We start from the raw sequence: 15,099 nt of genomic DNA, 5'->3' as shown, positions 1-15,099 counted from the left end.
CGAACCCCCCCCCCCCCCCCCACCCACAACCCCCCCCCCCCCCCCCCCCCCCCCCCCCCCCCCCCCCCCCCCCCCCCCCCCCCCCCCCGGGGCCGTCCTGCGGCACGGGCGCGGAACTCAGCCGATGTCCGGCGGATCGATCCGCACCCGGACCGCGTCGGCGACCGGCACCCCCCGGGCCATCCGGGCCGCCTGGGCCGACTTCAGCGCGGCGGCCAGCGCCGCACCGCTCCCCGGGGGAACCCGGATCAGCGCCCGCTCCCCCGGCGACGCCTCCCCCCGCCGCCCCGGCAGCGGAACCGGCCCCAGCACCTCCGCGTCCGGCGGCAGCTCGGCGGCCGCCAGGAAGGCCTCCAGCGCCTCCCCCCGCCCCGCCACCGCCGCCATCCGCGACACCGGGGGGAACCCCAGCTGGGCCCGCTCCGCGAGCTCCCGCACGGCATGCCCGACGGGGTCCCACCGCACCAGGGCCTGCACCGGCCGCAGCGTCGGCTCGGCGACCACCACGACCTGGCCTCCGGCCCGGACCAGCGAGGCGGCCGCGATCCAGCGGCGCAGCGCCTCCTCGCCCGCCCGCAGGTCGGGCCGGGTCAGCATCGCCCAGCCGTCCAGCAGCAGCCCCGCCGCGTACCCGGCCCCCGCCGCCACCGGTTCGGCGCCGGGGGTGGACACCACCAGCGCCGGGCGGTCCGGCACGTCGTCGAGTACGTGGTCGCGCCCCGAGGTCCGTACGGGCACGGCCGGGAAGGCCCGGCCCAGCTCCTCCGCGGTCCGCCGCGCGCCCACCACCTGGGCCCGCAGCCGGAACGAGCCGCACTCCTCGCAGTGCCAGGCCGGCTCGCCGCGCCCGCACCAGCCGCAGTGCAGCTCCCGCTCGTCGGGGGCCTCCAGGGGGCCGGCGCACACGGTACAGCGGGCCGGGGTGCGGCAGCGTTCGCACGCCAGCCGGGGGGCGTACCCCCGCCGGGGCACCTGGACCAGTACGGGGCCGCTCTTGAGCCCCTCCCGGACGGTCTCCCAGGCCAGGCTCGGCAGCCGCGCGGCGCGGGCGGCCCCGTCGCGGGCCAGCAGCTCGTCGCCGACGGTCCGGATGCGGGGGGCGGCGGCGCGCACCGTCTCGCGGTCGGCGACCAGCGGCCGGGCCCAGCCGGACTCGACCAGCTGGGCGGCCTCGACGGTGCAGCTGGTGCCGCCGACGAGGAAGGCGCAGCCGTCGGTGACGGCGCGCAGTTCCAGGACCTCGCGGACGTGCGGGAAGGGGGCGTGGTCGTCGCCGTGGCTGGAGTCGCCGTCGTCCCAGACGGCAACCAGCCCGAGGTCCCGTACGGGCGCGAACATCGCGGCCCGGGTACCGACGACGGCCCGGACCGAGCCCCGGTTGACGGCGAGCCATTCCCGGTAGCGCTTCTCCGGCCCGGAGTCGGCGGTGAGCAGGGCGTGCCGCCCCTCGCCGAGCAGGGCGGTGAGGGCGGCGTCGACCCGGGCGGCGGTGCGGCCGTCGGGGACGACGGCCAGGGCGCCGCGGCCGGAGGCGAGGGTGGCGGCCATCGCCCGGGCCAGCTCGTCGGCCCAGCCGGGCCCGGGCAGGGCGGTCCACACCGCCCGGGGGGTGCCTCCGCCGGCCAGGGCGCGCAGGAAGGCGGGACCGGCGCCGTAGCGGGTCCAGCCGCCGGGCTCGGGCGCGGGCGGCGGGGGCAGCGGGTCCGGGGAGGGCTTGGCCTCGGCGCGGGCGTTGCGCGGGGGCAGGGCCAGCTGGAGGACGTCGGCCAGGCTGCCCGCGTACCGGTCGGCGACGGCCCGGGCGAGGGCCAGCATGCCGGGGCCGAGGACCACCTCCGGCGAGACGATCTGGGCGAGCGCGGCCAGCGCGCCCTCGTAGTCGGACTCGGCGCGCCGCTCGACGATGAAGCCGTCGATGAGGCCGCCGCCCTCACGGCGGCCGCCGTGCACCCGGTGGGCGCCGGCGCCGAAGCGGACGCGGACGCGCACACCGGGCCGGGCCGCCTCGGAGAGCTCGGCGGGGACGGCGTAGTCGAAGAGCCGGTCGAGGTGGAGGACGCCCTTGTTGACGAGAACGCGGGCCACCGGGAGGTCCTCGGCGAGGGCGGCTCCGCGCCAGGTGCGCGGCTTGGCCTTGGGGGTCTTGGCCTTCGCCTCGGCGACCATCTCCCGGATGAGCGCGAGCTGCTGCGGCGGGCCGCCGGGGCCGTCTGCGTCGGGTGTGTTCTCGCTGCTCACAGCAGCATTCTTACCAAAGGGCACCGACAGTGGGGGCCCTCCCGAGGTCTCGGCGGGCGGCGGCGGTACCGCGGTCCTTCAACGCCGGGCTCGCGCCCGACTCCAGATGAAGCCGTCACCCCTCGCACCGGGAGGGCGGGAGCAGCGTAAGCGGGGCGGGCCGGTGTCCGCAACGCGATACCGCCCCGGACCTGCGGGTCCGGGGCGGTATCGGGTGGAGCGGGGTGCCGTTTACAGACCGGCGGCGGCGCGCAGGGCGTCGACGCGGTCGGTGCGCTCCCAGGTGAAGTCGGGGAGCTCGCGGCCGAAGTGGCCGTAGGCGGCGGTCTGGGCGTAGATCGGCCGCAGCAGGTCCAGGTCGCGGATGATCGCGGCCGGGCGGAGGTCGAAGACCTCGCCGATCGCGTCCTCGATCTTCTGGACGTCGACCTTGGCGGTGCCGAAGGTCTCGACGAACAGGCCGACGGGCTCGGCCTTGCCGATCGCGTACGCGACCTGCACCTCGCAGCGGGCCGCGAGGCCGGCGGCGACGACGTTCTTCGCCACCCAGCGCATCGCGTACGCGGCCGAGCGGTCGACCTTCGACGGGTCCTTGCCGGAGAAGGCGCCGCCACCGTGACGGGCCATACCGCCGTAGGTGTCGATGATGATCTTGCGACCGGTCAGACCGGCGTCGCCCATCGGGCCGCCGATCTCGAAACGGCCGGTCGGGTTGACCAGCAGCCGGTAGCCCTCGGTGTCCAGCTTGATGCCGTCCTCGACGAGCTGCGCGAGCACGTGCTCGACGACGAACTCGCGGATGTCGGGGGCGAGCAGCGAGTCCAGGTCGATGTCCGCCGCGTGCTGCGTGGACACGACGACCGTGTCCAGGCGCACGGCCTTGTCGCCGTCGTACTCGATGGTGACCTGGGTCTTGCCGTCGGGGCGCAGGTACGGGATGGTCCCGTTCTTGCGGACCTCGGACAGGCGGCGGGAGAGCCGGTGCGCGATGTGGATCGGCAGCGGCATCAGCTCGGGGGTCTCGTCGCAGGCGTACCCGAACATCAGGCCCTGGTCACCGGCGCCCTGCTTGTCGAGCTCGTCCTCGTCGCCCTCGACCCGGGACTCGTACGCGGTGTCGACGCCCTGCGCGATGTCCGGGGACTGCGCGCCGATGGACACCGACACGCCGCAGGAGGCGCCGTCGAAGCCCTTCTTCGAGGAGTCGTAGCCGATCTCCAGGATCTTGTCGCGGACGAGCTGGGCGATCGGGGCGTACGCCTTCGTCGTCACCTCGCCCGCGATGTGCACCAGGCCGGTGGTGATGAGCGTCTCCACGGCCACGCGCGAGGTCGGGTCCTCGGTCAGGAGGGCGTCGAGGATCGTGTCGCTGATCTGGTCAGCGATCTTGTCGGGGTGACCCTCGGTCACGGACTCCGAGGTGAACAGACGACGGGACACAATGCTCCCTGGGGTTGCAGCGGCTGCTGGCTGATCATTTGGCGGAACGATACCGGGGGCTGCGCCCGATCACGTTCCAGATGCAGTTTATCGGTCGCCACCGTACGCCGGACCACCCGTCTCGCCTTATGGGAGCCGTGTGACCTGCGGCACTCCATTCTGACGCACGGATTTCCCGTCGAGAAGAGCGACGCTCAGGCGCGTCGGGGCCCGCCCGGGTGCGCGAGGCGCGGCGCGACCTGGTCCCAGATCACATCCGCGAGGACCTCCTTCGGACCATGCGGCACCGGCACCTCGCCGCCATCGGACGCCAGGATGACGGCTTCGTTCTCCTCGGATCCGAAGGTCTTGCCGACGCCCACCTCGTTGACGACGAGGAGGTCGCATCCCTTGCGCCGGAGCTTGGCCCGGCCGTTTTCGAGCACGTCGTCCGTCTCGGCGGCGAATCCGACGACGACCTGGCCCTCCCGGGCGCGCTCGGCGGAGATCTCGGCGAGCACGTCGGGGTTGCGCACGAGCGCCACCGGATCGGGGTCGCGCCCCTCCTGCTTCTTGATCTTGCCGTCGGCGTAGGCGGCGGGCCGGAAGTCCGCGACGGCGGCGGCCATCACCACGGCGTCGGCGTCGGCGGCCGCCTTGAGCACCGCCTCGCGCAGCTGGAGGGCCGTCCCCACCCGGACGACGTCCGCCCCGGCCGGGTCGGCCAGCGCGGTGTTGGCGGCGATCAGGGTGACGCGGGCCCCGCGGGCCACGGCGGTCCGGGCCAGCGCGTAGCCCTGCTTGCCGGAGGAGCGGTTGCCGAGGAAGCGGACCGGGTCCAGGGGCTCCCGGGTGCCGCCGGCGCTGATGACCACGTGCCGTCCGGCCAGGTCGGCGGCGGCCGCGCGGCCGGGACCGCTGCGGCGCAGGACGCCCCGGCAGACCTCGAAGATCTCCTCCGGGTCGGGCAGCCGGCCCTTGCCGGTGTCCTTGCCGGTCAGGCGCCCGACGGCGGGCTCGATGACCACGGCGCCGCGCCGGCGCAGCGTGGCGACGTTCTCCTGGGTGGCGGGGTGCTCCCACATCTCGGTGTGCATCGCGGGCGCGAAGACGACCGGGCAGCGGGCGGTGAGCAGGGTGTTCGTGAGGAGGTCGTCGGCCAGGCCGTGGGCGGCCTTGGCCAGCATGTCGGCGGTGGCCGGGGCGACGACGACGAGGTCGGCGCTCTGGCCGATGCGTACGTGGGGGACCTCGTCGACGCTCTCCCACACCTGTGTGGAGGCCGGGTTCCCGGAGAGCGCGGCCCAGGTGGCCTCGCCGACGAAGTTCAGGGACGCCGCCGTGGGCACCACCCGCACCTCGTGCCCGGACTCGGTCAGCCGGCGCAGCAGCTCGCACGCCTTGTAGGCGGCGATCCCGCCGCTGACCCCCAGCACGACCTTCGGCTTGTCCACTGCTTCTCCCGTGATCGGTTGCGTCGGTACCTATGACACACCACAGGCCCGGCAGTCGTGCTGCCGGGCCTGTGGTGTGCGAAGTCGTGCCCTACTGGGCCGGGGCCTCGATGGCCTCGGAGGTCAGCAGACCCGCGTTGATCTCGCGCAGGGCGATCGAGAGCGGCTTCTCGTGGACGTGGGTGTCCACCAGCGGGCCGACGTACTCCAGCAGGCCCTCACCGAGCTGCGAGTAGTACGCGTTGATCTGGCGCGCGCGCTTGGCCGCGTAGATCACGAGGCTGTACTTCGAGTCCGTGGCCTCAAGCAACTCGTCGATCGGCGGGTTGATGATGCCCTCGGGCGCGGTGATGGAAGAGGACACGCTCTACCTTCCGAAGATGGATAAAAGATCAGACAACTTCCATCAAGGCTAGCAGCTCACGCGCCACGTCCTCGACGGAGGTGTTGACCAGGGTGGTGTCGAACTCGGACTCGGCAGCGAGTTCGACCTTGGCGGTGTCGAGCCGGCGCGCGATGACCTCGGCGGTCTCGGTGCCGCGGCCGGTGAGCCGGCGGACCAGCTCGTCCCAGCTCGGCGGTGCCAGGAAGACCAGCTGGGCCTCCGGCATCGACTCGCGGACGAGCCGCGCGCCCTGGAGGTCGATCTCCAGGAGCACCGGTTCGCCGTTGTCGAGGCGTTCCAGTACCGCGCCGCGCGGTGTGCCGTAGCGGTTGCCCGCGAACTCGGCCCACTCCAGCAGCTCGCCGTTGGCGATCAGCTTGTCGAACTCGTCGTCGTTGACGAAGAAGTACTGGACTCCGTGTCGCTCACCGGGCCGCGGCTTGCGGGTGGTGGCCGACACCGAGAGCCAGACCTCGGGGTGGACCTTGCGCATATGCGCGACGACCGTGCTCTTGCCGACCCCCGAGGGGCCGGAGAGCACGGTCAGCCGCGGACGAACCTCTGCTGCCATAAAGCGATTATCCAGGTTCTCGGGACTGCCTGAGAACGCCGGGAGAACTTCGGGCGACGCCTCAGGCGCCGCTACCGCCGAACTCACGCTCCAGAGAGGCGATCTGGTTGGAACCGAGACCTCGGACACGCCGGGACTCGGAGATGCCGAGGCGCTCCATGATCTGCTTGGCGCGGACCTTGCCGACGCCGGGCAGCGACTCAAGAAGGGCGGAGACCTTCATCTTGCCGATGACGTCGTTCTCCTGACCCGTCTTGATGACGTCGTGGAGGGAGGCGCCGGAGTGCTTGAGTCGATTCTTCACCTCGGCCCGCTCCCGGCGAGCCGCGGCGGCCTTTTCGAGCGCTGCTGCGCGCTGTTCAGGGGTAAGGGGCGGAAGAGCCACGCCTACGTCACCTCGGATGTCGAACTGTCGGATACGGACCGGCGGGGAGCCCTCGGGCACCACGCCGGGCGAGCTCCCGAACAGCGGTGGAACTCGTCCGCTGCGCGTTCACTCTGGTCGGAGACTAGCGGCCAAGGCCGCTCCAGTCAGCGAGAACGGACGAAAAGTCCTGGTCAGCCTCCACTGAACCGTACATCTCGGACAAACTACCCCGGTTTTGTCCGAGGAAAGACGTTCGATTTTCGTCAGCCCGTGCCCGGCCCGCGCTCCGCGCCGGTCCGCCACCCCCTCGGTCAGGCCGCGACGGCCCCCCGGATCTCGTCCGCGAACCGCTGCGCGGAGGCCCGCAGGGCGGAGGTGTCCGGTCCGTGCCTGAGGACCCCCCGCGAGACGTTCGGGACCACGTTGCCCACGGCCGCGCCGAAGACGGCGGGGAGGTCGGCCGCGGTCGCGCCCTGGGCGCCGATGCCGGGCGCCAGGAGCGGGCCGTTGATGTCCAGGTCGAAGGAGGACAGGTCGCCGAGGGTCGCGCCGACCACCGCGCCGAAGGAGCCCATCGGGTCGGCACCGGCGTTCTCCGCCGCCAGGTGCGCCAGCATGGTGGCCCCGATCGAACGGCCGTCCTCGCGCACCGCCCGCTGGACCTCGGCGCCCTCCGGGTTGGAGGTCAGCGCCAGGACGAACAGGCCCGCGCCGGACTCGCGCGCCAGGTCCACGGCCGGCTTCAGCGAGCCGTAGCCCAGGTACGGGGAGACCGTCAGCGCGTCCGAGAACAGCGGGGAGGACGGGTCCAGGAAGGCGGAGGCGTACGCGGCCATGGTGGAGCCGATGTCGCCGCGCTTGGCGTCCATGACCACCAGGGTGCCGGCCGACCGGGCGTCGGCCACGGTCCGCTCCAGCACCGCGACGCCGCGCGAGCCGAACCGCTCGAAGAAGGCGGCCTGCGGCTTGAAGACCGCCACCGAGTCCGCGAGCGCCTCCACGACGGTGCGGGAGAACCGCTCCAGGCCCCCGATGTCGTCCGCCAGGCCCCAGGAGTCCAGGAGGGCGGCGTGCGGGTCGATGCCGACGCAGAGGGGGCCGCGCGCGTCCATGGCGGCGCGCAGACGGGCTCCGAAGGGGCTCACGGGGGTCTGGGAGGTCACTGGGCGGCCTTTCGGGTCTCGGCGCCCACGGCCTCGGCCAGGGTCGCGTACGGGCTGGCGGCCAGGCGTGCGGCGAGGCCCTTGTGGATGGCGCGGGCGTAGAACGGGCCCTCGTAGATGAAGGCGCTGTAGCCCTGCACCAGGGTGGCGCCGGCCAGGATGCGCTGCCAGGCGTCCTCGGCGTTCTCGATGCCACCGACGCCCACCAGGGTGATCCGGTCGCCCACGCGCGCGTACAGGCGGCGCAGGACCTCCAGGGAGCGCTCCTTGACCGGGGCGCCGGACAGTCCGCCGGTCTCCTTGACCAGGGCCGGGTCGGACTTCAGGCCCAGGCCCTCGCGGGCGATGGTGGTGTTGGTGGCGATGATGCCGTCCAGGCCCAGCTCCAGGGCGAGGTCGGCGACCGCGTCCACGTCCTCGTCGGCCAGGTCCGGGGCGATCTTGACCAGCAGCGGGACGCGGCGGCCGGCGACCGAGCGGTCGGCGGCCTCGCGCACGGCGGTCAGCAGCGGGCGCAGCGACTCGGTGGCCTGGAGGTTGCGCAGGCCCGGGGTGTTCGGCGAGGAGACGTTGACGACGAGGTAGTCCGCGTGGCGGGCGAGGCGCTCGGTGGAGAGGACGTAGTCGGCGGCGGCCTCGGCCTCCGCCACCACCTTGGTCTTGCCGATGTTGACGCCGACCACCGTCTTGAAGACCGGGTTGCGGGCCGCCAGGCGGGCCGCGACGGCCTCGGAGCCCTCGTTGTTGAAGCCCATGCGGTTGATCAGCGCGCGGTCGGGGACCAGGCGGAAGAGCCGCTTCTTGGGGTTGCCGGGCTGGGCCTGGCCGGTGACCGTGCCGATCTCGACGTGGTCGAAGCCGAGCATGGCCATGCCGTCGATGGCGACGGCGTTCTTGTCGAAGCCGGCCGCGAGCCCGAAGGGGCCGTGCATGCGCAGGCCCAGGGCCTCGGTGCGCAGGCCCTCGTAGCGGGGGGCCAGGGCGGCCGCGACGAAGGTGCGCAGCACCGGGGTGCGGGCGGCGAGGCGGATCCAGCGGAAGGCCGTGTAGTGGGCCTGCTCGGGGTCCATCCGCTTGAAGACCAGGTTGAAGAACAGTTTGTACATCGTCCGAAAAGTCCCTTCTGCGCTCACGAAGAGGGGGACACCCGGCGCGGATCGCGCGTCCGGTGTCCCCCTCTCGCTTACGGGCTGCTAGTCGCGGGAGGCGTTCAGGTGCTCCGCGTGCTCCTGGAGGGAGCGCACGCCCACCTCGCCGCGGCCCAGCGCGTCGATGCCCTGGACGGCGGCGGCGAGCGCCTGGACGGTCGTCAGGCACGGGACGCCGCGCGCCACGGCCGCCGTACGGATCTCGTAGCCGTCGAGGCGGCCGCCGGTGCCGTACGGGGTGTTGACGATCAGGTCGACCTGGCCGTCGTGGATGAGCTGGACGACGGTCTTCTCGCCGTTCGGGCCCTCGCCCTCGCTGAGCTTGCGCACCACGGTGGCGTTGATGCCGTTGCGCTTGAGGACCTCGGCGGTGCCGGAGGTGGCCAGCAGCTCGAAGCCGTGGGCGACGAGCTCGCGGGCCGGGAAGACCATCGAGCGCTTGTCGCGGTTGGCGACCGAGATGAAGGCGCGGCCCTTGGTGGGCAGCGGGCCGTAGGCGCCGGCCTGGGACTTGGCGTACGCCGTGCCGAAGACCGAGTCGATGCCCATGACCTCGCCGGTGGAGCGCATCTCCGGGCCGAGGACGGTGTCGACGCCGCGGCCGTGGATGTCGCGGAAGCGCGACCACGGCATGACGGCCTCCTTGACGGAGATCGGCGCGTCCAGCGGCAGGGTGCCCCCGTCGCCCTCCTTGGGGAGCATGCCCTCGGCGCGCAGCTCGGCGATGGTGGCGCCGAGACCGATGCGGGCGGCGGCCTTCGCGAGCGGGACGGCGGTGGCCTTCGAGGTGAAGGGCACGGTCCGGGAGGCGCGCGGGTTGGCCTCCAGGACGTAGAGGATGTCGCCGGCCATCGCGAACTGGATGTTGATCAGGCCGCGGACGCCGACGCCCTTGGCGATGGCCTCGGTGGAAGCGCGCAGGCGCTTGATGTCGTAGCCGCCGAGGGTGATCGGGGGCAGGGCGCAGGCCGAGTCGCCGGAGTGGATGCCGGCTTCCTCGATGTGCTCCATGACGCCGCCGAGGTACAGCTCCTCGCCGTCGTAGAGGGCGTCCACGTCGATCTCGATGGCGTCGTCGAGGAACCGGTCGACCAGCACGGGGCGGGTCGGGGAGATCTCGGTCGACTCCGCGATGTACGACTCCAGGCGGGTCTCGTCGTAGACGATCTCCATGCCGCGGCCGCCGAGCACGTAGGACGGGCGGACGAGGACCGGGTAGCCGATCTCGTCGGCGATCGCCTTCGCGCCCGCGAAGGTGGTGGCGGTGCCGTGCTTGGGGGCGGGCAGGCCGGCCTCGGCCAGGACCCGGCCGAAGGCGCCGCGGTCCTCGGCGGCGTGGATGGCCTCGGGCGAGGTGCCGACGACCGGGACGCCGTTGTCCTTGAGCGCCTGGGCGAGACCGAGGGGGGTCTGGCCGCCGAGCTGGACGACGACGCCGGCGATGGGGCCGGCGAGCGATTCGGCGTGGACGATCTCCAGCACGTCTTCGAGCGTCAGGGGCTCGAAGTACAGGCGGTCGGAGGTGTCGTAGTCCGTCGAGACGGTCTCGGGGTTGCAGTTGACCATCACGGTCTCGTAGCCGGCGTCGCTGAGGGCGAAGGAGGCGTGGACGCAGGAGTAGTCGAACTCGATGCCCTGGCCGATGCGGTTCGGGCCGGAGCCCAGGATGATCACCGCGGGCTTGGTGCGCGGGGCGACCTCGGACTCCTCGTCGTAGGACGAGTAGAAGTACGGGGTCTTCGCGGCGAACTCGGCGGCACAGGTGTCGACCGTCTTGTAGACCGGGCGGACGCCGAGGGCGTGGCGGACCTCGCGGACGACGTCCTCGCGCAGACCGCGGATCTCGGCGATCTGGGCGTCGGAGAAGCCGTGGCGCTTGGCCTCGGCGAGGAGCTCGGGCTCCAGCTTCTCGACGGCGGCCAGATCGTCGGCGATCTCCTTGATCAGGAAGAGCTGGTCGACGAACCACGGGTCGATCTTCGTGGCCTCGAACACCTCCTCCTGGGTGGCGCCGGCGCGGATGGCCTGCATGACGGTGTTGATGCGGCCGTCGGTCGGGCGGACCGCGACGCGCAGCAGCTCCGCCTTGTCGCCGGGCTCGCCGACGAAGGTGAACTGCGAGCCCTTCTTCTCCAGGGAGCGCAGGGCCTTCTGGAGGGCCTCGGTGAAGTTGCGGCCGATGGCCATGGCCTCGCCCACCGACTTCATGGTGGTGGTGAGGGTGGCGTCGGCGGCCGGGAACTTCTCGAAGGCGAAGCGCGGGGCCTTGACGACGACGTAGTCGAGGGTCGGCTCGAAGGAGGCCGGCGTCTTCTCGGTGATGTCGTTGGGGACCTCGTCCAGCGTGTAGCCGATGGCCAGCTTGGCGGCGATCTTGGCGATCGGGAAGCCGGTGGCCTTCGACGCGAGCGCCGACGAACGGGAGACGCGCGGGTTCATCTCGATGACGATGACGCGGCCGTCGTCCGGGTTGATCGCGAACTGGATGTTGCAGCCGCCGGTGTCGACGCCGACCTCGCGGATGATCGCGATGCCGATGTCGCGCAGCCGCTGGTACTCGCGGTCGGTGAGGGTCATCGCCGGGGCGACGGTGATGGAGTCGCCGGTGTGGACGCCCATCGGGTCGAAGTTCTCGATGGAGCAGACGACGACCACGTTGTCCTTGGTGTCGCGCATCAGCTCCAGCTCGTACTCCTTCCAGCCGAGGATGGACTCCTCCAGGAGCACCTCGGTGGTCGGGGAGAGCGTGAGGCCCTGGCCGGCGATGCGGCGCAGCTCTTCCTCGTCGTGGGCGAAGCCGGAGCCGGCGCCGCCCATGGTGAAGGAGGGGCGGACGACGACGGGGTAGCCGCCGAGGGTGTCGACGCCCTTGATGACGTCGTCCATCGAGTGGCAGATGACCGAGCGGGCGGACTCGCCGTGGCCGATCTTGGCCTTGACGGCCTCGACGACGCCCTTGAAGAGGTCGCGGTCCTCGCCCTTGTTGATGGCCTCGACGTTGGCACCGATGAGCTCGACGCCGTACTTCTCCAGCACGCCCTGCTCGTGCATGGAGATGGCCGTGTTGAGGGCCGTCTGGCCGCCGAGGGTGGGCAGGAGCGCGTCGGGGCGCTCCTTGGCGATGATCTTCTCGACGAACTCGGGGGTGATCGGCTCGACGTACGTGGCGTCGGCGATCTCCGGGTCGGTCATGATCGTCGCGGGGTTGGAGTTCACCAGGATGACCCGCAGGCCCTCGGCCTTGAGGATGCGGCAGGCCTGGGTGCCGGAGTAGTCGAACTCGGCGGCCTGGCCGATGACGATCGGGCCGGAGCCGATGACCAGGACGGACTGGATATCGGTGCGCTTAGGCACGCTCGGCCTCCATAAGGCTGACGAAGCGGTCGAAGAGGTACGCGGCGTCGTGCGGGCCGGCGGCCGCTTCGGGGTGGTACTGGACGCTGAAGGCCGGCTGGTCGAGCAGCTGGAGGCCTTCGACGACGTTGTCGTTCAGGCAGACGTGGGAGACCTCGGCGCGGCCGAAGGGGGTCTCGGAGACCTTGTCGAGGGGCGCGTCGACGGCGAAGCCGTGGTTGTGCGCGGTGACCTCGACCTTGCCGGTGGTGCGGTCCTGGACCGGCTGGTTGATGCCGCGGTGGCCGTACTTCAGCTTGTAGGTGCCGAAGCCGAGCGCGCGGCCCAGGATCTGGTTGCCGAAGCAGATGCCGAAGAGCGGGGTCCTGCGCTCCAGGACGCCCTGCATGACGGCGACGGGGCCGTCGGCGGTGGCCGGGTCGCCCGGGCCGTTGGAGAAGAACACGCCGTCCGGGTTGACCGCGTACACGTCCTCGACGGTGGCGGTGGCGGGCAGCACGTGGACCTCGATGCCGCGCTCGGCCATCCGGTGCGGGGTCATGCCCTTGATGCCGAGGTCGACGGCGGCGACGGTGAAGCGCTTCTCGCCGATCGCGGGGACGACGTACGCCTCCTTGGTGGCGACCTCGGCGGAGAGGTTCGCGCCCTTCATCTGCGGCTGCGCCTTGACCTTCGCGAGCAGGGCCGCGTCGTCGGCGACGGCCTCGCCGGAGAAGATGCCGACGCGCATGGCGCCGCTCTCACGCAGGTGGCGGGTCAGGGCGCGGGTGTCGATGCCGCTGATGCCCACGACGCCCTGCTTGACGAGCTCCTCGTCCAGCGAGCGCTGCGAGCGCCAGTTGGACGGGACGCGCGCGGGGTCGCGCACGACGTAGCCGGAGACCCAGATGCGGGAGGACTCGGGGTCCTCGTCGTTGACGCCGGTGTTGCCCACGTGGGGGGCGGTCATCACGACGACCTGCCGGTGGTACGACGGGTCGGTGAGGGTCTCCTGGTAGCCGGTCATGCCGGTGGAGAACACGGCCTCGCCGAAGGTCTCCCCCACTGCGCCGTAGGCGCGGCCGCGGAAGATCCGGCCGTCCTCCAGGACGAGTACGGCGGGAGCTTTGGCTGCTCCCCTGGTGGAGGTCGTCATCGTTCGGCGCCTTCCGTCGTGATGGATTGGTTCATGGAGTTGATGGCCTCGACCCAGGCGGCGTGTTCGGCCGCGCGGTCGGAGCGGAATCCGGAGTCGATCAGCTTGTCGCCGTGCGCCCAGGTGACGACGAGCAGACCGCCCTCGGTGAGTACCTTGCCCGCGATTCCCTTGTCGAGGCGGGCGCCGCGCAGCTGCGCGGCCGGTACGAAGAAGTCGGTGGCACCCGGACGGACCACGTCGAGCCCCACGTCGGTGAGGGTGAGCTCCACGCGGCTGCGCACTCCCAGACCGTGGGCGACGATCCGGTCGAGCCACTGCCCGGCGGTGGTGGACCCGTGGTACCGGCCGGTCAGGGCCAGCCGGTGCTCGGGGAGGCCGCCGGGGGCGGCGGGCAGTTCCGGCAGGTCGTTCTGCAGGGTGCCGCGCCATTTCCAGCCTTGCCGCATCAGCCAGTAGACGAAGGCGATGAAGACGAGCAGACCGATCACCCACGCGATGCGGGCGCCCCAGTCCGTCACCTCCGCCGACTGTCGTTCGGCGGCCTCGGCGGCCAGTTGGATCACTGCAGGTGTCACGCGAGTTTCCCGTCCACGACCGTTGCCCGGCCCCGCAGGAAGGTGTGAGTGACGCGCCCCGGCAGCTCGCGGCCCTCGTAGGGCGTGTTGCGGCTGCGGGAGGCGAAGTGTGCGGGGTCCACGACACCACGGTACGAGGTATCGACCAAGGTCAGGTTCGCGGGTTCACCTGCCGAGACGGGCCGGCCGTGCTGGTGGGACAGGCCGCCGATGCGGGCGGGCGCGAAGGACATGCGCTCGGCGACGCCGGCCCAGTCCAGCATCCCGGTCTCCACCATCGTCTGCTGGACGACGGAGAGCGCGGTCTCCAGGCCCACCATGCCCATGGCGGCGGCGGCCCACTCGCAGTCCTTGTCCTCGTGCGGGTGCGGGGCGTGGTCGGTGGCGACGATGTCGATCGTGCCGTCGGCGAGCGCCTCGCGCAGGGCCATCACGTCGCGCTCGGTGCGCAGCGGCGGGTTGACCTTGTAGACCGGGTTGTACGAGCGCACCAGCTCGTCGGTGAGGAGCAGGTGGTGCGGGGTGACCTCGGCGGTGACGTCGATGCCGCGGGACTTGGCCCAGCGGACGATCTCGACGGAGCCGGCGGTGGAGAGGTGGCAGATGTGCACGCGGGAGCCGACGTGCTCGGCGAGCAGGACGTCGCGGGCGATGATCGACTCCTCGGCGACGGCCGGCCAGCCGCCCAGGCCCAGCTCCGCGGAGACGGTGCCCTCGTTCATCTGGGCGCCCTCGGTGAGGCGGGGCTCCTGGGCGTGCTGGGCGACGACGCCGCCGAAGGCCTTCACGTACTCCAGGGCGCGGCGCATGATCACGGCGTCGTCCACGCACTTGCCGTCGTCGGAGAAGACGGTGACGCGGGCGGCGGACTCGTGCATGGCGCCCAGCTCGGAGAGCTTCTTGCCCTCCAGGCCGACGGTGACGGCGCCGATGGGCTGCACGTCGCAGTAGCCGGACTCCTTGCCCAGGCGCCAGACCTGCTCGACGACGCCGGCGGTGTCGGCGACCGGGAAGGTGTTGGCCATGGCGAAGACGGCGGTGTAGCCGCCGGAGGCGGCGGCGCGGGTGCCGGTGAGGACGGTCTCGGAGTCCTCGCGGCCGGGCTCGCGCAGGTGGGTGTGGAGGTCGACGAGGCCCGGGAGGAGGATCTGGCCGGCGGCCTCGATGACGGTCGCGCCCTCGGCGGACAGGTCCGGGCCGACCTCGGCGATGGTCTCGCCGTCGATCAGGACGTCCTGGGCCTCGCCGCCGAGGACCTGCGCACCGCGGATAAGGATCTTGCTCATG

General features: G+C 72.2%; 12 protein-coding genes. All 12 read right to left on the bottom strand.

Going from position 1 to position 15,099, the window contains the following annotated elements:
- Positions 1-117 precede the first annotated feature (117 nt).
- On the bottom strand, positions 118-2,238 hold the full coding sequence (locus ACZ5NJ_RS27885) for a primosomal protein N' (protein WP_468768199.1): 2,121 nt from the start codon (positions 2,236-2,238) through the stop codon (positions 118-120).
- 231 nt (positions 2,239-2,469) lie between these two features.
- Complete coding sequence (gene metK / locus ACZ5NJ_RS27880) at positions 2,470-3,678, bottom strand: methionine adenosyltransferase (RefSeq protein WP_079425003.1); 1,209 nt, start codon at positions 3,676-3,678, stop codon at positions 2,470-2,472.
- Positions 3,679-3,872: 194 nt separating this feature from the next.
- Entirely contained in the window at positions 3,873-5,111 is a 1,239-nt protein-coding gene (coaBC, locus tag ACZ5NJ_RS27875; protein WP_468768197.1) for a bifunctional phosphopantothenoylcysteine decarboxylase/phosphopantothenate--cysteine ligase CoaBC, read from the bottom strand.
- 91 nt (positions 5,112-5,202) lie between these two features.
- Positions 5,203-5,475 (bottom strand): DNA-directed RNA polymerase subunit omega, encoded by a 273-nt coding sequence (gene rpoZ, locus ACZ5NJ_RS27870; RefSeq protein WP_004948662.1) that lies wholly within the window; start codon positions 5,473-5,475, stop codon positions 5,203-5,205.
- Positions 5,476-5,503: 28 nt separating this feature from the next.
- Positions 5,504-6,067: a guanylate kinase gene (gmk, locus tag ACZ5NJ_RS27865; RefSeq protein ID WP_389617297.1), complete on the bottom strand. Its 564-nt coding sequence runs from the start codon at positions 6,065-6,067 to the stop codon at positions 5,504-5,506.
- A gap of 61 nt (positions 6,068-6,128) precedes the next feature.
- Positions 6,129-6,452, bottom strand: coding sequence for an integration host factor (locus tag ACZ5NJ_RS27860; protein ID WP_030234009.1), 324 nt, complete (start codon positions 6,450-6,452; stop codon positions 6,129-6,131).
- A 293-nt stretch (positions 6,453-6,745) separates the two neighbouring features.
- Complete coding sequence (pyrF, locus tag ACZ5NJ_RS27855) at positions 6,746-7,579, bottom strand: orotidine-5'-phosphate decarboxylase (protein ID WP_468768196.1); 834 nt, start codon at positions 7,577-7,579, stop codon at positions 6,746-6,748.
- Positions 7,580-7,593: 14 nt separating this feature from the next.
- Complete coding sequence (locus ACZ5NJ_RS27850; protein ID WP_468768194.1) at positions 7,594-8,703, bottom strand: quinone-dependent dihydroorotate dehydrogenase; 1,110 nt, start codon at positions 8,701-8,703, stop codon at positions 7,594-7,596.
- 87 nt (positions 8,704-8,790) lie between these two features.
- Positions 8,791-12,099: a carbamoyl-phosphate synthase large subunit gene (gene carB / locus ACZ5NJ_RS27845; RefSeq protein ID WP_468768192.1), complete on the bottom strand. Its 3,309-nt coding sequence runs from the start codon at positions 12,097-12,099 to the stop codon at positions 8,791-8,793.
- Positions 12,092-13,234 carry a glutamine-hydrolyzing carbamoyl-phosphate synthase small subunit gene (gene carA, locus ACZ5NJ_RS27840; RefSeq protein WP_468768190.1) on the bottom strand — a complete coding sequence of 381 codons (1,143 nt, stop codon included), beginning with the start codon at positions 13,232-13,234 and terminating at the stop codon, positions 12,092-12,094. Before carA ends, carB begins: the two co-directional genes overlap by 8 nt.
- Entirely contained in the window at positions 13,231-13,812 is a 582-nt protein-coding gene (locus ACZ5NJ_RS27835; protein WP_468768188.1) for a PH-like domain-containing protein, read from the bottom strand. The genes carA and ACZ5NJ_RS27835 overlap by 4 nt, the downstream gene beginning before the upstream one ends.
- Positions 13,809-15,098, bottom strand: a complete 1,290-nt coding sequence (locus ACZ5NJ_RS27830; RefSeq protein ID WP_468768186.1) for a dihydroorotase — start codon at positions 15,096-15,098, stop codon at positions 13,809-13,811. The genes ACZ5NJ_RS27835 and ACZ5NJ_RS27830 overlap by 4 nt, the downstream gene beginning before the upstream one ends.
- Between the last annotated feature and the right edge of the window lies 1 nt (position 15,099).

The organism is Streptomyces sp. NPDC032091, from assembly GCF_055580265.1.
Note: the sequence above shows the minus strand (reverse complement) of the source record. Positions and strands in the feature narration are given on the sequence as shown.

Excerpts from the sequence above, each read along its gene's own strand:
- ACZ5NJ_RS27830 (WP_468768186.1), bottom strand. The coding sequence starts at position 15,098 with ATGAGCAAGATCCTTATCCGCGGTGCGCAGGTCCTCGGCGGCGAGGCC.
- ACZ5NJ_RS27850 (WP_468768194.1), bottom strand. The coding sequence starts at position 8,703 with ATGTACAAACTGTTCTTCAACCTGGTCTTCAAGCGGATGGACCCCGAG.
- gmk (WP_389617297.1), bottom strand. The coding sequence starts at position 6,067 with ATGGCAGCAGAGGTTCGTCCGCGGCTGACCGTGCTCTCCGGCCCCTCG.
- carA (WP_468768190.1), bottom strand. The coding sequence starts at position 13,234 with ATGACGACCTCCACCAGGGGAGCAGCCAAAGCTCCCGCCGTACTCGTC.